Origin of the sequence: Kitasatospora sp. NBC_01246 (assembly GCF_036226505.1) — a bacterium.
GTDB lineage: Bacteria > Actinomycetota > Actinomycetes > Streptomycetales > Streptomycetaceae > Kitasatospora.
Map to the genome: position 1 here is coordinate 7,890,309 of NZ_CP108484.1, position 19,031 is coordinate 7,909,339.

The window sequence follows — 19,031 nt, forward strand, 5'->3', positions numbered from 1 at the left end:
GAGCAGCCATGGTGGACGAAGGCCGTCACCGGCCCCGGCGGCCGGACCGGCCCGGGGCCCCTGCCGCCGGGCCGCCGGTGGCGCTGGTCACCGGAGCCTCCTCCGGCATCGGCGCGGCGACCGCCGCCCGACTCGCGCCGTCCGGCTGGCAGCTGCTGCTCTCCGGTACCGACCGCACCCGGCTGGACGCGGTCGCCGCCCGCACCGGCGGCCGGGCCCTGCCCGAGGACCTCTCCAAGCCGGACGGCCCGCAGCGCCTCGCCGAGGCGGCCCTGGCCGCCGCCGGGCAGGTCGACGTCCTGATCGCCAGTGCCGGCCTCGGCTGGCGCGGCCCCTTCGCGCAGACCCCCACCGACACCCTGGACCGGATGATCGAGGTCAATCTGGCCGCCCCGCTGCGGCTGGTCCGCCTGCTGCTCCCCGGCATGCTGGAGCGCCGGCGCGGCCGGATCGTGCTCCTCGGCTCGATGGCCGGGCAGGTCGGCGTCCGCGACGAGGCGGCCTACTCGGCCACCAAGGCCGGGCTGGCGATGTTCGCCGAGAGCCTCTGGTACGAGCTGCGCGGCACCGGCGTCGGCGTCCGGATCGTCCTGCCGGGCGCGGTGGACACCCCCTTCTTCGCCCAGCGCGGCACCCCCTACCAGCGTGAACGACCTCGGCCGGTGACCGCCGAGCGGGTCGCCGAAGCCGTCGTCGGGGCGATCAGCACGTCCTGCGACCGGCCCTTCGTCCCGCGCTGGCTCGGCCTCGCCGCACGCGTCCACGGCGTCGCACCGGGGGTGTTCCGGCGCATGGCGTCCCGGTTCGGCTGACCCGGGACGGGCACCGATGGACCGGACGCGCACCGCCCGCCGGGCGGCCCTCACCGTGGCGGGCGCCGAGCTGCTCCACCTCGCCCCGGCCGCCGTCCGCCTGCCGCCCGTGCGCCGCACCCTCGCCCGGCGCACGGCCGGATACGGCGACGCGGACCGGCACGTCGCGCTGACCTTCGACGACGGCCCGGACCGGCGCAGCACCCCGTACGTCCTGGACGCGCTGGACGGCCTCGGTGTCCGGGCCACCTTCTTCCTGCTCGGCACGATGCTGGAGCGGGCCCCGGAGCTCGGCCGCGAGCTGGTGGCCCGGGGTCACGAGGTGGCCGTGCACGGCTGGTACCACCGCCCGCAGTGGTACCCGGCCCCCGCCCGCGACCTGCGCGAACTGCGCCGCGCCACGGCGGCGGTCACCGAACTCTGCGCGGTCCCTCCGTCCTGGTACCGCCCGCCGTACGGCGTCCTGGCGGCCGGCCCGGCGCTGGCCGCCCGCCGCCTCGGCCTGCGCACCGTGCTCTGGACGGCCTGGGGCCGGGACTGGACCGACGACGCCACCGGCGCCTCCGTGTACGCCACCGCCCGCCCCGGCCTGTCCGGCGGCGCCACCCTCCTGCTGCACGACTCGGACTGCACCTCCGCCCCCGACTCCTGGCGCGCCACCCTCGCCGCCCTCCCCCTGATCGCCGCCCACTGCCGCACCCACGGCCTCACCCTCGGCCCACTCCGCGACCACGCCGTCCCGCCCCGCACGGGTCGGACCGGCTAGGGAGTGTTGGCAGAGTCCCGCCCGATCAGGCGGGACTCTGCCAACACCCCTAGACCAGCCCGACCTGGGCCAGGGCTGCCGCGAAGCCGGTCCGCCAGCCCTCCGGGGAGGCGCCGGCCGAGGGGGGCGGGGCCGGGCGGTCCAGGGCGGCGAGGGCGGTGCGGACCACGTCGGCCGGTCGGGCGGAGGTGACGTCGGCGTGGCCCAGCTCCAGCTCGTGCTGGAGGTTGTCCCGGCCGTGGCCCTGGACGACGTCCAGCAGGAGCAGGCGGCGGCCGAGTGCCCGGGCCTCGCTGCAGGTGTCCCCGGAGCTGGTCACCACCAGGTCGGCGGCGGTCATCAGGGCGGGGATCCGCTCGGTGTAGCCGAACGGGTGCAGGCGCGGACGGTGGCCGGCGGCGTGGCGCAGCCGGCGCTCCAGCTCGCGGTTGCGCCCGGCCACGGCGAGCACGTGCGGCCCGGCGTCCGCCAGGTCGGCGGCGGTGCGGGCGAGCGGTCCGAGCCCCCAGGAGCCGGACATCAGCAGCACGCACCTGGCGTCGGGCGGCACCCCGAACTCGGCCCTGGCCGCCGCGCGGGTGGGCGGGTGGTAGAACGGCGCCCGCAGCGGCGCCGGCAGCACGGCGATCGCGGCCTCCGGCCGGTAGCGCCGCACCGCGCAGGCCGCGACCTCGGAGGTGACCAGGAAGAGGTCGGTGCCCTCCTGCACCCAGAGCCGGTGGGGTGTCACGTCGGTGCAGAGCACCAGGTGTCGGAAGGCCGGCCCGCCGGCCCGCCGGGGCAGCCGGTTCACCGCCGCGGTGGCGGTGGCGAACACCGACACCACCAGCTCCGGCCGTTGCCGCGCGACCAGCTCCCGCAGGGCCGGGACGAGCCTGGTCCGCGCAGCGGCGTCGGCGAGCAGGGCCGGCCGGGCGCCGGGGCGCAGCGCGGCGAAGTGGAAGGCGTCGTAGACGCCGGGCAGGTCGAGCAGCCGGCGGAAGACCGCCTCGCCGACCGCGCCAGCGCGCTGTCCGAGCAGCGCCATGGCGTCCACCGTGGCGGTGGTCCAGCCGCGCGCCCGCAGCGAGTCGGCGCAGGCCTGGGCCATCACGTCGTGGCCCTGCCCGAGCGAGCCGGAGACCAGCAGGGCGTGCGGCACCGGGGGCGCCGCCTCAGGAGCCGCCGGCCGCGCGGCCGGCGCCCGGGCCGCCCTCGTCGCGGTACCAGTCCGCGTAGCGCCGCACGCCGTCCGTGAAGGTGGTCTTCGGCGACCAGCCGAGCAGCCGCTTCGCCTGGGCGGCCGAGATGCGGCGGCCGTCGTAGTCGGCGGCCCGGGCCTCGATGTGCGAGATGGAGACCGGGCCGAGCAGCCGGTCGACGGTGTCGGCGATGTCCCGGACGGAGACGGCGGTGGAGCCCTCCAGGGCGAAGGTCTGGTCCTCGGCGGCGGGGGACAGGGCGCGCACGTGGGCGTCCGCGAGGTCCTCGACGTAGACGAAGTTGCGGCTCTGCCGGCCGTCGCCCGCGATGGTGATCGGCCGGCCGGCCAGCGCGGCCTGCACGAACCGGGCGACCACCAGCTCGTCCCGCATCCGCGGTCCGTACGGGATGCCGTAGCGCAGGATGGTGAAGTGCTGCCCGTACAGCTCCCGGTGGCTGTGCACCAGCATCTCGGCGGCCAGCTTGGTGGCGACGTACAGGTGCCCGCTGCGCTCCAGCTCGATGGGCACGTGCTCGTCCAGCTCCTGCGCACCGCCGTCCAGCTGGTCGTCGGTGAGGGCGGCGCCGTAGACCCAGACGGTGCTCGCCAGCACGGTGCGGCTGAGGCCGCTGCGGCGGGACGCCTCCAGGACGGCCTCGGTGCCGTCGATGTTCATCCGCACGGCCCGGACGGGGTCGGCGGCGACCTGCTCGACGTCGGCCATGGCGGCGAGGTGGAAGACCACCTCGCAGCCGTCCAGGGCGCTGGTGAGGGCGGTCAGGTCGAGGATGTCGATGCGGGAGTGCTCGGCGTCGGCGTTGAGGTACTTGTCGGTGGTGTCCACCGCGAGCACCTCGTGGCCGGCTGTGATCAGCCGGTCCACGACGTGTGAGCCGATGAATCCGCATCCCCCGGTGACGGCTACGCGCACGGTCTCTCTCCTTGTCCGGCCTTCGCCCGGACCGTCCGGTCCGGGGGCGTCCCGGTGGTTCCGGTGGTTCGGGGCTTCCTGGTGGTTCCGGTCATCGGGACCGGCCGACCCGTCCGGCGGCCCCGGCGGTCGCTGTGGTTCCGCCGGCCCTGGCGGCCCCGGTGCTCTCGGCCGTCCCGGTCATCCGGCGAGCCGCCGGTGGACGGCGGTGACCGCCTCGATCACCTGGTCGGTCTCGTCCTCGGTCATGTCGGAATGCACCGGCAGGCAGATCTGCCGGGCGCAGAGGTCCTCGGCGACCGGCAGCGGCCCGCGCCGGTAGGGGGCCAGCACCGGCTGGAGGTGCAGCGGCAGGTCGTACACCTCGCCGGAGAGCCGCACCCCGTGCTCCTCGGCCACCGCCCGCTTGAACGCGGCGCGGTCGACGCCGGCCGGCAGCAGGGCGACGTACTTGTAGTAGTTGCTGCGGCAGTCGACCGGCTCGACCGTCGGCCGCAGTCCGTCGAGCCCGGCGAGCGCCGCGTCGTACCGCTGGGCCACCCGGCGCCGGGTCTCCACGAACTCCTTGAGCCGGCGCAGGTGCACCGCGCCGACGACGGCGTTGAGCTCGCTCAGCCGCCACGAGGCGCCGAACCGGACGTGGTGGTTGGTGGTGAACGAGCCCTTGCCCTGGTCCCGGTGGATGCGTGCCTCGTCGCGCAGGTCGGACGACTCGGTGAGGATCATGCCGCCCTCGCCGCTGGTGGTGACCTTGGTCGGGTAGAACGAGAAGGCGCCGGCCAGGCCGAACGACCCGGCCGCGCGCCCGGCGTAGCTGCTGCCGTGCGCGTGGGCGGCGTCCTCGACCAGCGGGATGCCCCGGCGGTCGCAGATCGCGCGCAGCTCGTCGACCTCGGGGGTGATCAGGCCGCCGATGTGCACCAGTACCACGGCGGCGGTGTCCGGGGTGAGGGCCGCCTCCAGCGTCTCGGGGGAGAGCGCGAAGGTCGCCGGGTCGACGTCGGCGAGGACGGGGCGTCCGCCGGCGTGGACGACGGCGGCGGCGGTCGCGTAGAAGGTGACCGCCGGGACGACCACGTCGCGGTCACGGACGTCGACGGTGCGCAGGACGATCTCCAGCGCGGCCGTCCCGCTGGCGACGGCCACGGCGTGCGACGCGCCGTGCTCGGCCGCGAAGGCCTGCTCGAAGCGCTCCGTCCAGGGGCCGAGGGTCAGCGCACCGGTGGCGAGGATCTCCGCCACCGCATCCGCGACGGCCGCGCGGTCGCCCTCGTCGAACACGATGCGAGCGGCTGGAACGCCCATGAGGCCACCTCCGGCAGCAGGATGATCAGATCATCGAGCGGGTTCGTTTCCGGCCGGACCGGACAAATCGGTCGGGCCAGGCACATCACGCTACTTCGCCTGCCCGTTCCCGGCCCGTCGTCACCGACCGCCCGGGTGACTGCCCCGGTGACCGGGCGGTCACCGGACCGCCGGGGCCCGCCGGACCCCGCCGTCCGCCCCGGACCACCCCGGTGGAGGGCGGGCCGGGGAGCCGGAAGGCCCGGCGGCTGCTCCCCGCGGTGCAGCTGACGTACTCCGTGGTCTTCGCCGGGCTGACGGTCGTCATCGCGCCGGCCGGGCTCTCCGTGGTGGGCATCCCGATCCTCGCCGAGATGGGCAGGGCGGCCGCCGGTACGGTCGTGATCGCGGTCGTGATCGCCCTGACACTGGTCCCGGCCCTGCTCGGCTTCCTCGGCGACCGGGTGCTCCCGCGCCGGGCCCGGCGCGGGAGCACCCGGTGCCGTGTCGGCCGGCTGCGTGCCGTCGCCGACGGCACGACCGCCGGGAGCCCGGTGGCCCGGGCCGCCGCCGAAGCGGAGCGGCAGCCGGCCAACGGCGGCACCCGCTGGGCCCGCCTGGTGCTGCGCCGCCCGGTGGCCGTGCTGCTGACCGGTGTCGCGGGCCTCGGCGTCCTCGCCCTGCCCGCCCTCGATCTGCGGCTCGGGCTGCCGGGCGCGGAGTCCCAGCCGACCTCCACCACGGTCTGACCAACGAGGAGATCGCCGAGCGGATGTACGTCAGCCCGTTCACCGTCCGGACGCATGTGCACCGCGCGATGTCCAAGCTCGACGCCCGCGACCGGGCCCAACTGGTCGCCATCGCCTACCAGTCCGGCCTGGTCGCGGCCGCCCGCGCGGCACGCCCGCCGCGCTGAGCCCGGTCGCCCCGCTGTACCCGGCTCCGTGGAGCCCGTCGCGCCCGCGAGCCCGGGCGCGACGGGTTGACGGGGCACCACGGCTGCTGCGGCCGCCGGGCGTTGGGCACGCGACCGGCCCCGCGCTGTCCGGCCCCCGGCAGCCGCGCTGTCCGGGCGGCACCGTTACCATGCGCACGATGGCCCGCCAGCGGGGCGGCCGGAGCTGCTTCCCCGGGTGAGCGGGGAGCGGGAGGGGTGAGGATGTCAGGCATGGGGTGGATGTCAGGGAACCGGCAGGAGCGGCGCTGGCCGGGGGTGGACCTGCGGATGGACGTCCCGCACTCGGCCCGGGTGTACGACTACCTCATCGGCGGCAAGACCAACTTCGAGGCGGACCGGACCGCCGCCCACGCCTCGGTCAAGGCCTGGCCGGCCCTGCCGACCTCGATGCGGACCACCCGCACCTTCATGCAGCGGGTGGTCCGCCACCTCGCCGAGGAGCACAAGGTCCGCCAGTTCCTGGACATCGGCACCGGGATCCCGACCTCGCCCAACGTGCACGAGATCGCCCAGGGCATCGCCCCCGAGGCCCGCGTCGCCTACGTCGACAACGACCCGATCGTGCTGACCCACGCCCGCGCGCTGATGTCGAGCACCGAGGAGGGCCGGACCTCCTACATCGACGCCGACTTCCGCGACGTCGACTCGATCATCGGGGCCCCGCAACTGCGCGAGGTCCTGGACCTGGCGCAGCCGGTGGCGCTCTCGCTGATCGCGATCGTGCACTTCGTCCTCGACCAGGACGACCCGCAGGGCATCGTGCGGCGGTTCATGGACGAGCTGGCCCCGGGGAGCTTCCTGGCGCTGACCGTCTTCACCGGGGACACCGACCCGGTGGGTGTGGGCGGAGTCGGCCGCGAGTACAACGCGCGTGGGATTCCCCTGCAGATCCGCGACAAGGACGAGACGCTCGCCTTCTTCGACGGCTACGACCTGCTCGACCCGGGCGTGACCCTGGTCCACCAGTGGCGGCCGGACGCGGACGCGGCGCCGGTGCGCGACCAGGACATCGCGATGTACGGCGGCGTGGCCGTCAAGCGCGGCTGAACCGCCCGCCGCCACCGGGGCGGCCCAGCCGGTGCCCGCCGCACCCGTCCCCGCCGTTCCCGTGCCCGCGTCGAGGGCGGGCACGGGAACCGTCAGCCGCCCCCTGCGGTCCGGTGCCGGGAGGTGCCGGACCGGGCGGCCGGGCCGGGAGAGCCCGGACGCCGACATCTGCTCCTCGTAGGAGAGGAATCCCGGCGAGCGGTAGGAGGCGTGGTTGCGCTGTCCCTCCGGCGTCGACTCGTGGCCGGTGGAGAACCGGGCGAGCTCCACGCCCCGGCGGTAGTGCGCCGCGAGCCCGTCCTGGACGTAGCGGACGCGTTCGCCGTCGGAGACGGTCCCGGCCGACCGACGCGCCGCGTGCGGTGATGACCGGGTGAGCGTTGGCCGGACCGCGTCGTAGGGCTCGAACACTTCCTCGCAGTGGAACTCGACCTCGCGCGCGACGATCACACGTCCCCCGATCCGTGCGGCGGGGCCCTCCCGCCGTCCCGGGCGCATCGTTTGATGATCTTGGCCGCAGTGCAAGGCACCCGATACGTCCCCGAGGGGGCGGAGCGGACGACGGCGCCCCGGGACCTCCGGAGCGACGGCTGCCCGGCGGGGCGCGGTGGCACACTTCGGACAGGCCCCGGGGGTGACACCCCGCGGGGAAGCCGAGCCGGCTCGTACGGACGTCCCGTCGCGGGCACGAACAGCACCGAGCGGAGGGCCGCTGTGGACCGGATCGACCCCGCCGTACCGCGCCCCGTCGGCTCCACCGCGCCCCATCGCGGCCATCCCGGCCATCCCGGCCATCCCGGCCAGGTCGGCCAGGACTGTCGGGACGGCAGCTGGGTGGTCGGAATCGATGTCGGCGGCACCGGAGTCCGGCTCGCCCTGGCTCCCGGCGGGTGGCCCGCCGACCTCGCCGGCGCCCGGACCGACCGGATCGCGGCCCCGGCCCGGATCACCGCAGGAGGGCACGACGCGCAGGCGTTGCTGAGCCGTGTACTCCCCGCCCTGGGCACGCTGATCGCCGGCCTGCCGCCCGTCGCGCGGATCGGGGCGGTGGCCGTCGGGGCCACGGGCATGGCCCTGCTCGGCCGGGACCTCGCTCGCGAACTCCCCGTCCCGCTCGCCCGCGCGACGGGTGCGGACCGGTTGGTGCTGGCCGGCGACGCCGTCACCGCCCACGTGGGCGCCCTCGGACGTCGACCGGGTGTGGCCGTGGCCGCCGGGACCGGTCTGGTCGCGATCGGCGTCCACCCGGACACGGGCTGGCACCGGGCCGACGGATGGGGCCAACTGCTCGGCGACTGCGGCAGCGGCGGCTGGATCGGCCGGGCCGGCCTGGAGTCGGCCCTGCGCGCCCACGACGGCCGGACGGGCGGCTCGGCCGTACTGCTGGCGTCGGCGGAGCGCCGCTACGGCCCGGTGGCCGGCCTGCCCGCCGCCCTGCAGCCGCGCCCCGACCGGGCCGCCCTGCTGGCCGCCTTCGCCCCCGACGTGGTCGACGCGGCCGACGACGGCTGCCCCGTCGCGGGCGCGATCGTGCGGCGGGCGGGGGAGGAGATCGCGGACGCGGCCGCCGCAGCCGTCCGGGCCGTCGGGCTGCCCGACCCGCGGGTCGCCCTGACCGGGGGCCTGTTCGCCCTGGACCGCCTGCGTGGGGCGGCGCTGGCGGCGCTGACCGACCGCCTCCCGACGGCGCGCCCGCACCGCCCCGACGGGCCGCCACTGCTCGGCGCGCTGCGCCTGGCGGCGAGCGCCTCCGGCACCGCGCTGCCCTGGCCGGTCGATCCACCGCTGCTCGACGTCCGCACCCTGACGGACGGCCGGGGAGGACTCTGAGGCCCGGACCGGTCGGACGGACCGCGCCAACCGAACGCCCGGGCCCGGCCAACCCGGTGGTCGAGGGTGTACGGCCCCTCCCGAGGGCCGTCGCACGGCTCTGTGCCGCGGGCAGCGGCGGCTGCCCGATCGGGCAGCGTGCCCCCGTGGCCCGGAGCCGATCCAAGGAGGCGGTTGACACCGGAAGTTGGTCTAGTCCACCGTAGGGGAATGCCAGTCGGCGGCGCGGGGGCGCCTTGGCAGGAGTCCCCGTCGTGGGCATCAACTACCCAGCTGAAACGGTGAGTTGTGGCGGACCTGGCGTGTGGTCCACCGGTGTCCGGTCACGCCTTCGCCGTGCCCCGGCCCGTTCGGTCCTTCGGGCCCGTTCAGCCTGTCCGGCCGGTTCGGGTGGTGCCGGTGCCGGTGCCGGTGCCGGTGGTGGTGCCGGAGCCGCGCCCGCTGCCGACACCGGTGGGCGCCGGTCCGGCTGCCGCAAGGGGTACCTGATCGGCGTGGTGGCAAACGGACTCGACCTCTGGAGTGACCGGAACGGATGCCGGACGGCGCTGCGCCGGTCCACGGCGCGCCCAGCGCTTCGCCACCGCGCGCACCGGGTCTTCGGTCCACGCTCGGCCTCGCCCAACTCGCGGTGACAGCAAGACACCTGATGACCGAACGGAGAACTGGCATGCGCAGAATCTGTCTGGCCCTGCCCACCAACCGGGCCTGTGTCGAGACGATTTCGGCGATCGGCAAGGAGGCCGCGTACGCCGCCGAGCATTTCGAGGTCGAGGTGCACCTGGTCGTCCTGGACTCCTCGGACACGTCGACCTTCGCGGCGCACGCGCGCGCCGTGGCCGAACTGCCCGGGGCGGCGGGCGTGGTCGTGCACCACCTCGACGAGGCCCGGCAGCGGGAGTTCCTGGGGCGGGTGGTCGACGCCGCCGGCGTGGCCGAACCGGCCCGGCTGCTCGATCTGATGCTGCCCGACGCCGTCTCCTACGGTGCCTGCACCAACCGGGCGTTCCTGATCGCCGCCGCCCTCGGCTGCGACTCCGTCCACCGCCGGGACTCGGACAGCGACTACCAGGTCCTGGACGGGAAGCCGGTCTTCCCGATCCACCAGGAGCTGCTGTCGCTCGGGAAGCGGGCGGCCGACGCGGAGGCGGCCGTCACCAAGAGCGAGCTGGAGCCGGCGGACGCCGAGAAGCCGGTGTCACTGGTCGGCAGCTCCTTCATCGGTGAACTCTCCGTCGACGTCAGCGAGATCCGCGAGCTGGACCCGGCCCTCTACTACGACGTGGTCAGCCTCTGGGCGCCGCCCGTCTGGTCCGAGGAGGAGAAGCGGCAGCTGGTCGAGGCGTCGTTCACCGGGGGCGGGACGGACCCGTTCACCGCCGACGAGTCGGTGCTCGGTGCTCCCGACATCTGGCAGGTGGACATGTGCAACATCGGCTTCGATCACGAGGTCTACGAGCGCGTCCCGCTGCCGCCCGCGACCGAGACCATCGGCAGTGACTACTTCCTGCTGCACGTGGTCCTGGACGCCACCCTGCCCGGCGTGGTGCACAACCGGCACATCGTGAACTACTACACCCCGGGCCGCCGGAGCGGCGCCGGATTCACCGCCTACCAGCTGCGGTTCACCAAGTTCCTGCTGTCGATGCTCTACCTCTACCCCGTCTACGGCCGGATGATGGCGGCCGGCGGCGAGCTGCTCGACGAGCAGCACCACGTACGGGTCGACACGATCCTGGAGTTGGTCAGGGACAGCGCCGGGACGGACCGGGCGGAGAACGTCCACCGGCTGGACGTCCTCGACCGCTCGTACCGGCAACTGGGCGGGAAGTACGCGGAGTTCGCCGAGCACCTGACCCCGCTGCGGGAGCGCCTGCTCGACGAGGCCAAGGCGGACGTCGAGGACTTCGCGCGACTGATCGCCGCCTGGGGCCCGATGGTGGCGGCCGCCCGCACCGACGGCCTGACCGGCCCGGGCGGCAGCCCCGCCGGCGGAGCCGGTGCCACCGTCGGAGGGGCCGAGTAGATGACGGACGACATCAGCTTCCGCCTGCTGGCCGACGAGGACTGGGACGCCGTCGTGGCGCTGGAGTCCGACGCCTACGCGGCGGACGACCTCTCCGAGGGCCGGGAGGCGCTGCAGTCCAGGGCGCGTTCCTCACCCGACACCTGCTTCGTCCTGGAGCACGGGGGCAAGGTCGGCGGCTACCTGCTGAGCCTGCCCTACCCGCTCTACCAGTGCCCGGACCTGGGGCAGGTGGAGGAGGCCGACTTCCAGTCGCGCAACCTGCACGTGCACGACTTCGTCATCGCGGAGCCGCTGCGCGGCAAGGACGTGGCGCTCCGGTTCATCCGCCACATCCGCGAGGAGGCGCAGGAGCAGGGCTTCGAGCGGATCTCCATGGTGGCGGTCCGGCGCAGCGACATCCTGCTCGCCCTGCTGGGCTACCGCACCCACCGCGAGGTCGCCGTTCCGGCCTGCTACGGCAAGCGCGCGGTGTACATGTCCATGGAGATCTAGCCGCGCCCGCCGACCGGCGGTACGGCACGGGAGCCGGGAGCCGGGAGTCAGGAGGCAGGGCGAAGGGCACAGGAGGCAACGGACACCGGGCTCGCTCCAGCGGGCGGGCCGCCCGGCCGATGTTCTCCCCATGAGCACATGCCAGCCGCCCGTCGAGCGGCATGCCTCCTGGACCGAGCTCTTCTTCGACCTGGTCGTCGTCACCTCCGGCAGCCGGGTGCTGCGACTGGCGTAGGAGCGGATGGACCGCCTGATCAGGAAGCGGGGGACCGCGGAGCGCGTGCCGGTGGTCGAGGCGGCCTACGCCGACGTCCCGCACCTGGTGGAGCGGCTGGGCCTGTTCGTCATCATCGTGCCGGGCGAGGGGGTCATCCAGATCACGTCGGTGGCCGGGGCGTCCTGGCGGCGGATCCTGCGCTGGGCGCTGCCCCGCCTCGGGCTGACACTGCTGCTGGCCGGGTGGTCCGGCCACTTCGGCGTGGGGTGGCTGATCTGGGGGCTGACCGCGGCGGTGGCCTGGCAACTCCTGTGCGCGTCGGGCGTACCGGCCCGCCCGGCCCGGCGCCGTGGCGTGGGAAGGACGCCCGGGCCGCCGTCCGCCCGGGCCGTACTCGCCGTCCCCCCGGACCCCGTTCGCCGTTCGGCCGCAGTGATCGCGACGCGGCCTATACTCGGTCTGCTTGACCGGCGAACGGCACAACGGGGGGCGTTCATGGAGAGCTACACGGAGACTCCGCTGGGCCTGATCATCCTGGTCCTGGGCGGCGTCGCACTGGTCGTGCGGACGGTGTCCTTGCCGCTTCTGATGCGGGCTCAGCAGGCCACCCGCCATCGCGCGATCGGTCGCCTCGCGGGCCCGGGCGGGAGGGTGGCGGTGCCGTCGGGGCTGACCGCGGCGGCGGTCGGTGAACAGGTGCTCGTGCTGCTGAGCGCGGCCGGCCTGCTGGCCCTGCTGAACTCGACGATCGCTGACACCGACTTCGTCTACATGATGCCGTCGATCGTCTCGGAGAGCCCGCTGGCCATCGCCCAGGCCCTGGACGTCCACTTCTCCATCACCCAGCCGATCTACCTCATCCCGGCGGTGGTCGCCCTGCTCGGCTGGGTGTTCCTCTGGCTCCTGACGCAGCGCAACCTGCTGGTCGTCGGCATGCCCCCGGGGGCCGGGACGACCACCGGCAGTATCGTCCGGCTGATCGGCGGCTTCGTCCTCCGCGCGGTGCTCGGTGCACTGGTGCTGCCGATCGGGGTGGTCGAGGGTGCGCTGATGTTCCAGATCATCGCGCTCGTGACCAGCCGGCGCCCGCTGGCCGGCGGTGCCGGCCGCACGGCCCACGTCCCGCCGGATGCTCCGCCCGCCGCCCGGCCCGCGCCCTACCTGCCGATGCCCGCCGCCCCGGTCGACGCGCCGTGGTCCGTCCCCGCCCCACCGTCGACGCAGGTCGCGCCGGCTCCGCTGCACCTCGGGCGCGTCGAACCCGCCGGGCAGGCCGGACCCGCCTCACCCGCCTCACCCGTCGGGCACGTCCCGCACCAGGCGCTGTACCCGCACGAGCCGCGGACGATCGGCGGGTACCAACTGCTCGGCCGGATCGGGGCCGGCGGCATGGGGACGGTCTACCTGGCCCGTCGGGAGGGCTCGGCCACCCAGGTCGCGTTGAAGACGATCAACCCCGAACTCCTCGGGGAAGCCGACCTGTTGCGTCGCTTCGAGCGCGAGGCGGAGGTGCTGGCGATGGTCTCCGGCGCCTACACCGCCCGGGTGCTGGACGCCGGTGTGGACTCCGGGCGCCCCTACCTGGCCATGGAGCTGCTGGACGGCCGCCCGCTCGACGTCCATCTGCGCGAGCAGGGGCCGATCCGCTCCCCGGAGGCGCTGCGGGCCCTCGCGCTCGCGCTGGCCGTCGCGCTGCGCGGGGTGCACCGACTGGGGCTGGTGCACCGGGACCTCAAGCCCGCCAACATCATGCTGACGACGGCGGGGCCGCGGCTGCTCGACTTCGGCATCGCGGCGATCGTCGACGGCACCCGGCTGACCCGCACCGGCGGCGGCCCGGGGACGCTGACCTACATGGCGCCCGAACAGTTCGGCGACGGGCCGGTCGGCCCGGCGGCGGACGTCTGGGCCTGGGCCTGCTGCGTGGTGTGCGCGGCCCACGGGGGGAGTCCGTTCGCGGCCGCCAGCACGGGGGCGGTGATCCGCCGGATCGTCGACACCGGCCCGGAGCCGACGGCTCTGGCAGCCCTCGCCGCGCTCGACCCGGCGCTCGCGGCGGTGGTCGGCCGGGCGCTGACCGCGGACCCGCAGACCCGCCCCGGCGACGGTGGCGCACTGCTGGACCTGCTGACGACGCGCCACGGCCCGGGCAGCACCGAGCCCGACGCGGGCGCGCTGCGCGAGGAGATCACCCACGGCTGGCGCACCCTCGCCCTCCGGGCGGACCAGGACTTCCCCCGACAGTGACCGCCTCCCCGGTGCCGGAGCGGTAGCCGGAGTCCGCTCCGGTACCGGAGAAGACCAGGGCCCCGGCTCGGGCCGCCGAAAGGCTGACGGTCCTTGCCGTCCTACCCACGGCGGCGCACCGTCCGGCACACGGTGGCCGGCCGTCCGGCCGCGGGCTCGGGGCCCTCCCACAGGGCGAAGGGCCGGTACCCCAACGCCTGACCGACGACCTCGGGAGCCGTCGGCTGCCTTCCCTCGGGCCAGAAGATCAAGTCGCTGCCGTAGCCGCTCGGACAGCCGAGGGCCTTGCCCAACGCCACCAGCACCCCGCACGGCTCGGCATCGTCGGCACAGTCCGCGTCCATGATCCTCCGCACCCACGCAACGGCCGCTTCACGAGCCGTCTCCGTCACAGCCACTCCTTCCAAAGGGGGCCGAGCCCGGCGCGTCACCTGATCGGCCGGAAAGCTCCAGGGCGCCGGGCCGCTCCCACGGCCTCGCCGGTCCCCGCCCGAAGCGTGCCGCAGCGAGTGAAGGCCTGCGCCGGGCAGGCTCACCTGCTGGGGGCCTCGACGTGCACCCGCTCGGCCTCCCCGGAGGGCCGGCCGCGCGGGTGCACGTCGACGAGTGTCGGGGGCCGCCAGCCCGCGTACCCCTTCTCCGGCCGGTCGGGTGCCGCGGTGCTCGCCGGGCGCCCCGCCCCGTCGCGGCGCAGGATGGAGATCCCGGGTGCCCGACGACGGCACCGGCGACACGGGAGGCTGCGGTGAACGGGAGGCTGCGGTGATCGGAATGGCTGACATCAGGGAGTGGCGCGGCCACGCCGTGGTCGACGAGAAGGACCACCGGATCGGCACGCTGGAGTCGGTGTACGTGGAGACGGCCAGTGACCAGCCGTTCTTCGTGACCGTCACGGTCGGCCTGCCGTCCCGGCGGCGGCTGGTGTTCGTCCCGCTCGACGGCGCCGTGGTCGGGCCCGGCTACGTCCGGGTCGCGTTCGCCAAGGGCGTGGTCAAGCAGGCGCCCTCGATCGGCACCGACGACGTGCTGCCCGCCGAGGACGAACCGGCGGTCTTCGCGCACTACGCACTCGCCTACACCCCCGGCGCCGGCGGTGAGCGGCGGCTGGCCAGGCGCTGAGCGGCCCGGGGGAGGGGTGCGTACGGGTCGGCCGCGGCGGCCGCGATACCCCACGGGGTACGCTGGAGGCTCGGTCACGACGGCGGAAGGCGGCTCCCGGGATGCAGGTGGACGAGGAAGCGGTGGGCGCCGTCCTGAACCGGCTCCGCCGGGCCCAGGGGCAGCTGGCCGGTGTGATCGCGATGATCGAGGCAGGCCGGGACTGCAAGGACGTCGTCACCCAGTTGGCGGCGGTCTCCCGCGCCCTGGACCGTGCCGGATTCAAGATCGTGGCCAGCGGGATGCGCCAGTGCATGGCCGCCGCCGACGGGGATGCCCCGCCGATGAGCGAGGCGGAGCTGGAGAAGCTCTTCCTGACCCTCGCCTGAGGCCGGACGGCCCGGGCCCGGTCGCACGCCGTGACCGGCCGCGCCGATCGGCGGAGAATGGTCCCGGCGGAAGGTGGAGGCCATGGACGACATCGGCTTCGGCCGGGCGATGGAGGGCCTGCTGGCAGCCTCCCAGCGGATCGGCCCCGGTGAGCTCGCGACGGCCGTCCGGGACGCGGCCCGGGCGATGGGGCTCACCGACGCGCTGGTCCTGCTCGCCGACGTGCGGCAGGTGCAGCTCGCACCGCTGCTGCCTCCGGCGGCGGAGGGCACCGACGCTCCCACCGGGCCGGTCGTCGTGTCCGAGGTGCCCGATCTCCCCGGCTCGCCCCCGCACGCCGGCGCTCCGGCCCCCGAACGGTCGCCGAGCTGGGTGCTCCCGCTGGAGGGGAGCCCGGCGAGCCGGGCCTACTGCACGGGGGTGCCCCAGTCCGTGCCGGCCGAGGACGGGACCGGCCGGGTGCTGTGGCTGCCGATCGTCGACGGTGTCGAGCGGATCGGGGTGCTCCGCGTCGACGCGCCCCCGGACGCGGCCGTCGACATCGACCGCTGCCTGGCCCTGGCCTCGCTGGTGGGCCTGATCGTGGTGGCGAAACTGTCCTTCGTGGATGATCTGATCGACACCACCAGGGTCGTTCCGATGACCCTCCAGGCCGAACTGGCCTGGGCCTTCATGCCACCGCGCACGGTCGGCACCAGGCACGTGACGTCGACCGCGGTGCTGGAGCCCGCCTACGAGATCGGCGGCGACGCGTTCGACCACAGCTTCAGCGGGAGCCGGCTGCGGCTCACCGTCGTCGACGCGATGGGGCACGACCTCGCCTCGGGCGGGTCGTCGGCACTGGCGATCGCGGCCTGCCGGGCCGTCCGCCGAGCCGGGGGCGGGCTCGCGGACATCGCCGCCGTGATCGACCGGGAACTGGACCGGTGGTTCCCGGAGCGGCTGCTCACCGGGGTCTTCGCCGAGCTGGACACCTCGGACGGCAGGCTGAGCTGGGTGAACCGCGGGCACCCCGCGCCACTGCTGATCCGCCGCCAGCGGGTGGTACCGGCCGCGCTCGAACGGGCCGCCGAACTCCCCCTCGGGCTCGCCGGGTACGAGCGGATGCCCGGCACCGTCCACGAGGTCCTGCTGGAGCCGGGCGACCGCGTGCTCATCCACACCGACGGCGTCACCGAAGCACGTTCCGCCGCCGGCGAGCTGTTCGGCGAGGAACGGCTGACGGACATGATCGTCCGGGCCGCGGAGGCCGGGGAGGCCGCTCCGGAGGCACTGCGGCGGCTGATCCACGCATTGCTGGAGCGCCAGGACCACCGGCTCACCGACGACGCCACGATCGTCCTGGTGGAATGGCACCCTGCCCACTGATGCGGGGACCCCGCCCCGGCCGGCGACGCGGTGAGCCGCCCGCGGTTCCGTCCCGGATCCGGACCGGACGTGAATTCCCGGCGCGCCGTGCCCCGTTCGGCGCACCGGGGTGGGAGGCTCGTCTGTCCCCGCAGGGCAGCCGCCGACCGGCAACCGCCCCGCGCACCGAATGCCGAACACCAAACGCCGAACACCGCACCGCCGAACGCTGAACGCTGAACGCTGAACGCTGAACGCTGAACGCCGCACACCGCCTCCGCCGGACCGGCCGGACCCGCCCCACATCCACCCCACCACGACCCCCGGGCCACCACTGATGACCGTCTCCATCGCCCTGCTCACCCAGGATCTGCGCCTGCACGACAACCCCGTGCTCCGGGCCGCCGCCGAGGCCGCCGACGAGGTCGTGCCGCTGTTCGTCCTCGACCCCGAGGTCGACGCCGCCGGCTTCGCCCCGCCCAACCGGATGGCCTTCCTCGCCGACTGCCTCACCGACCTCGACGCCGCGCTGCGCCCGCTCGGCGGCAGGCTGCTGCTGCGCCGGGGCACCGCCGCCACCGAGACCGCCCGGCTGGCCACCGAGGTGGACGCCGTCTCGGTCCACGTCGCCGCCGGCGTGAGCGCCTTCGCCCACCGCCGCGAGCAGGCCCTGCGCGACGCCCTCGGCTCCCGTCTGCACGTCCACGACGGCGTGCTGACCGTGGCCGTACCGGGCGCGGTCAGACCCGCCGGCAAGGACCACTACGCCGTGTTCACCCCGTACTTCCGCACCTGGCAGCAGGCCCCGCGCCGGACGGTGCACCGCGCGCCCCGGGCGCTGCGCACGCCCGAGGGCCTCGCGAGCGAGCCCGTCCCGGCCGTCACGCCGGATTCGCCGGGGCTGCCGCCGGGCGGTGAGCGCCCCGGCCGCAAGCTCTGGCAGGGCTACGCCCTTGAGCGGTACGAGGAACTGCACGACGACCTCGCCGCCGACGGCACCTCGCGCCTCTCGCCCTACCTGCACTTCGGCTGCGTCTCCGCGGCCGAGCTGGTGGCGTCCGCCGAACGACGCGGCGGCAGCGGTGCGGAGGCGTTCGTCCGGCAGCTGGCCTGGCGGGACTTCCACCACCAGGTGCTCGCCGCCCGCCCGGAGGCGGCGCACGCCGACTACCGGTCCAAGGGGGACCACTGGCTGCCCGACGACGCGGAGTCCGAGGCCTGGCGCCGGGGCCGCACCGGCTTCCCCCTGGTGGACGCGGGCATGCGCCAACTCGCCCAGGAGGGCTGGATGCACAACCGGGCCCGGCTGGTGACGGCCTCGTTCCTGACCAAGACGCTCTACAAGGACTGGCGGACGGGCGCCGCCCACTTCCTGCGGCTGCTGGTGGACGGTGACTTGGCCAACAACCAGCTCAACTGGCAGTGGGTGGCCGGGACCGGTACGGACACCCGGCCCAACCGGGTGCTCAACCCGCTCGCCCAGGCGGACCGGCTCGACCCGGACGGGGCCTACGTCCGGCGCTGGGTCCCCGAGTTGGCCGACCTGCCCGGTCGCTCCGTGCACCGCCCGTGGCGGCTGGACCGCCCACCGGCCGACTACCCGGCACCGATCGTCGAGCCCGAGACGATCTCCGCCCGGCTCCGCCAAGCCCGCGGCCTCGACTGAGCCCCCGACCGAACCGTCGGTTCGGCGCCCCTCGCGGGCCCGTAGGGCGACATGACGAGCGGTCAAGTATACCGGCCGGAGGTGTTCGAGCGGTTCTGACACGCATGGTCCCCGCCGACGGGGGTAGCCGGGCGTGCACCACTGCCGCAACAGAAGGGGGGCGCACGGTGCCCGAGATCGTCGAGGACGTCATCGAGGCCTGTCTCGTCGGCCCGGAGCCCCGGCCGGTGCTCATGGGGCTCCGCTACGACCCGGCCGACCCGTTCGCGCTGTCGCTCGGTTTCGGGGCCGGTGCCTCGCTCGGACTGGAGGGTGCACTGTCCTGGACGGCGGCCCGCGAGCTGTTCGGGGAGGGGCTGCGCAAGCCGTCCGGTCTGGGGGACCTACGGGTCCGGCCGTGGGCTCCCGGCGTGATCGCCGTCGAGTTCCACGGCGACGGGGGCTGTGCCGTCCTGGTGTTGTCCTCCCGGGACATGGTGCACTTCCTCCGCCGGACGTACGAGGTGGTCGCCCCGGGGACGGAGCACCGGCTGCTCGACTGGCCGGACACGGTGGCGGGCCTGGTGGGGGAGACCGGCTGAGCGGAGCGCGACGACCGGGGGCGGTGGCGACCTCAGCACGAGGCTGCGTCGCCGCCCCCGGCCATGGGCGGGGTTCCGCCCGGAGCGGGCTTCGGGCGGAACCACCCGCGTCGGCCGGCGAGCTGCGGAGAGCCGGGTACGACGAACAGCCGA

16 protein-coding genes and 2 pseudogenes are annotated in these 19,031 nt (G+C 75.0%); 14 read left to right on the forward strand and 4 right to left on the reverse strand.

The window, feature by feature from the left end; genetic code table 11:
- Positions 1 to 8: 8 nt before the first annotated feature.
- Positions 9 to 812, forward strand: a complete 804-nt coding sequence (locus tag OG618_RS33210; protein WP_329491319.1) for an SDR family NAD(P)-dependent oxidoreductase — start codon at positions 9 to 11, stop codon at positions 810 to 812.
- A 16-nt stretch (positions 813 to 828) separates the two neighbouring features.
- On the forward strand, positions 829 to 1,578 hold the full coding sequence (locus tag OG618_RS33215) for a polysaccharide deacetylase family protein (RefSeq protein WP_329491320.1): 750 nt from the start codon (positions 829 to 831) through the stop codon (positions 1,576 to 1,578).
- A gap of 49 nt (positions 1,579 to 1,627) precedes the next feature.
- On the opposite strand, the gene OG618_RS33220 is transcribed toward OG618_RS33215, so the two are convergent.
- The 3 genes from OG618_RS33220 to OG618_RS33230 all read right to left on the reverse strand — a co-directional run bounded on the left by OG618_RS33220 (position 1,628) and on the right by OG618_RS33230 (position 4,997).
- Positions 1,628 to 2,719, reverse strand: coding sequence for an MGDG synthase family glycosyltransferase (locus OG618_RS33220; protein WP_329491321.1), 1,092 nt, complete (start codon positions 2,717 to 2,719; stop codon positions 1,628 to 1,630).
- A 13-nt stretch (positions 2,720 to 2,732) separates the two neighbouring features.
- Positions 2,733 to 3,692 (reverse strand): NAD-dependent epimerase/dehydratase family protein, encoded by a 960-nt coding sequence (locus OG618_RS33225; RefSeq protein WP_329491322.1) that lies wholly within the window; start codon positions 3,690 to 3,692, stop codon positions 2,733 to 2,735.
- A 180-nt stretch (positions 3,693 to 3,872) separates the two neighbouring features.
- The gene (locus OG618_RS33230) at positions 3,873 to 4,997 is read right to left on the reverse strand and encodes a DegT/DnrJ/EryC1/StrS family aminotransferase (protein WP_329491323.1); all 1,125 of its coding nucleotides are present in this window, start codon (positions 4,995 to 4,997) and stop codon (positions 3,873 to 3,875) included.
- 275 nt (positions 4,998 to 5,272) lie between these two features.
- On the opposite strand from OG618_RS33230, the pseudogene OG618_RS33235 reads away from it, so the two are divergent.
- From OG618_RS33235 to OG618_RS33265, 7 genes and pseudogenes are all read left to right on the forward strand, one after another.
- Positions 5,273 to 5,719: pseudogene (locus OG618_RS33235) on the forward strand (MMPL family transporter); the annotation flags it as partial.
- A pseudogene (locus tag OG618_RS33240) lies at positions 5,719 to 5,892 on the forward strand (response regulator transcription factor); the annotation flags it as partial. The pseudogenes OG618_RS33235 and OG618_RS33240, both read left to right, overlap by 1 nt.
- Before the next feature lie 243 nt (positions 5,893 to 6,135).
- Positions 6,136 to 6,981 (forward strand): SAM-dependent methyltransferase, encoded by an 846-nt coding sequence (locus OG618_RS33245; RefSeq protein ID WP_442906903.1) that lies wholly within the window; start codon positions 6,136 to 6,138, stop codon positions 6,979 to 6,981.
- Positions 6,982 to 7,695: 714 nt separating this feature from the next.
- Positions 7,696 to 8,811 carry an N-acetylglucosamine kinase gene (locus tag OG618_RS33250; protein ID WP_329491324.1) on the forward strand — a complete coding sequence of 372 codons (1,116 nt, stop codon included), beginning with the start codon at positions 7,696 to 7,698 and terminating at the stop codon, positions 8,809 to 8,811.
- 670 nt (positions 8,812 to 9,481) lie between these two features.
- On the forward strand, positions 9,482 to 10,837 hold the full coding sequence (locus tag OG618_RS33255) for a DUF6271 family protein (protein WP_329491325.1): 1,356 nt from the start codon (positions 9,482 to 9,484) through the stop codon (positions 10,835 to 10,837).
- Complete coding sequence (locus OG618_RS33260; RefSeq protein WP_329491326.1) at positions 10,838 to 11,332, forward strand: GNAT family N-acetyltransferase; 495 nt, start codon at positions 10,838 to 10,840, stop codon at positions 11,330 to 11,332.
- Positions 11,333 to 11,573: 241 nt separating this feature from the next.
- Positions 11,574 to 13,796, forward strand: coding sequence for a serine/threonine-protein kinase (locus OG618_RS33265; RefSeq protein ID WP_329491327.1), 2,223 nt, complete (start codon positions 11,574 to 11,576; stop codon positions 13,794 to 13,796).
- 101 nt (positions 13,797 to 13,897) lie between these two features.
- On the opposite strand, the gene OG618_RS33270 is transcribed toward OG618_RS33265, so the two are convergent.
- Positions 13,898 to 14,140, reverse strand: coding sequence for an e9imm peptide (locus OG618_RS33270; protein ID WP_329491328.1), 243 nt, complete (start codon positions 14,138 to 14,140; stop codon positions 13,898 to 13,900).
- A gap of 427 nt (positions 14,141 to 14,567) precedes the next feature.
- Here OG618_RS33270 and OG618_RS33275 point away from each other — a divergent pair, with 427 nt between their 5' ends.
- From OG618_RS33275 to OG618_RS33295, 5 genes are all read left to right on the forward strand, one after another.
- Positions 14,568 to 14,915 (forward strand): PRC-barrel domain-containing protein, encoded by a 348-nt coding sequence (locus OG618_RS33275; protein WP_380390802.1) that lies wholly within the window; start codon positions 14,568 to 14,570, stop codon positions 14,913 to 14,915.
- Positions 14,916 to 15,016: 101 nt separating this feature from the next.
- Entirely contained in the window at positions 15,017 to 15,283 is a 267-nt protein-coding gene (locus tag OG618_RS33280) for a metal-sensitive transcriptional regulator (protein ID WP_329491330.1), read from the forward strand.
- Between the two features lie 82 nt (positions 15,284 to 15,365).
- Entirely contained in the window at positions 15,366 to 16,652 is a 1,287-nt protein-coding gene (locus tag OG618_RS33285; protein WP_329491331.1) for a PP2C family protein-serine/threonine phosphatase, read from the forward strand.
- Positions 16,653 to 16,968: 316 nt separating this feature from the next.
- Positions 16,969 to 18,297, forward strand: coding sequence for a cryptochrome/photolyase family protein (locus OG618_RS33290; RefSeq protein WP_329491332.1), 1,329 nt, complete (start codon positions 16,969 to 16,971; stop codon positions 18,295 to 18,297).
- Between the two features lie 167 nt (positions 18,298 to 18,464).
- The gene (locus OG618_RS33295; protein ID WP_329491333.1) at positions 18,465 to 18,878 is read left to right on the forward strand and encodes an SsgA family sporulation/cell division regulator; all 414 of its coding nucleotides are present in this window, start codon (positions 18,465 to 18,467) and stop codon (positions 18,876 to 18,878) included.
- Positions 18,879 to 19,031: the final 153 nt, after the last annotated feature.

What these genes read in the sequence shown, in the direction of transcription:
- OG618_RS33210 (WP_329491319.1), top strand. Translation starts at nt 9, where the DNA reads ATGGTGGACGAAGGCCGTCACCGGCCCCGGCGGCCGGACCGGCCCGGG.
- OG618_RS33285 (WP_329491331.1), top strand. Translation starts at nt 15,366, where the DNA reads ATGGACGACATCGGCTTCGGCCGGGCGATGGAGGGCCTGCTGGCAGCC.
- OG618_RS33290 (WP_329491332.1), top strand. Translation starts at nt 16,969, where the DNA reads ATGACCGTCTCCATCGCCCTGCTCACCCAGGATCTGCGCCTGCACGAC.
- OG618_RS33245 (WP_442906903.1), top strand. Translation starts at nt 6,136, where the DNA reads ATGTCAGGCATGGGGTGGATGTCAGGGAACCGGCAGGAGCGGCGCTGG.
- OG618_RS33255 (WP_329491325.1), top strand. Translation starts at nt 9,482, where the DNA reads ATGCGCAGAATCTGTCTGGCCCTGCCCACCAACCGGGCCTGTGTCGAG.
- OG618_RS33275 (WP_380390802.1), top strand. Translation starts at nt 14,568, where the DNA reads ATGGCTGACATCAGGGAGTGGCGCGGCCACGCCGTGGTCGACGAGAAG.
- OG618_RS33280 (WP_329491330.1), top strand. Translation starts at nt 15,017, where the DNA reads ATGCAGGTGGACGAGGAAGCGGTGGGCGCCGTCCTGAACCGGCTCCGC.
- OG618_RS33215 (WP_329491320.1), top strand. Translation starts at nt 829, where the DNA reads ATGGACCGGACGCGCACCGCCCGCCGGGCGGCCCTCACCGTGGCGGGC.
- OG618_RS33270 (WP_329491328.1), bottom strand. Translation starts at nt 14,140, where the DNA reads ATGGACGCGGACTGTGCCGACGATGCCGAGCCGTGCGGGGTGCTGGTG.
- OG618_RS33230 (WP_329491323.1), bottom strand. Translation starts at nt 4,997, where the DNA reads ATGGGCGTTCCAGCCGCTCGCATCGTGTTCGACGAGGGCGACCGCGCG.
- OG618_RS33265 (WP_329491327.1), top strand. Translation starts at nt 11,574, where the DNA reads ATGGACCGCCTGATCAGGAAGCGGGGGACCGCGGAGCGCGTGCCGGTG.
- OG618_RS33260 (WP_329491326.1), top strand. Translation starts at nt 10,838, where the DNA reads ATGACGGACGACATCAGCTTCCGCCTGCTGGCCGACGAGGACTGGGAC.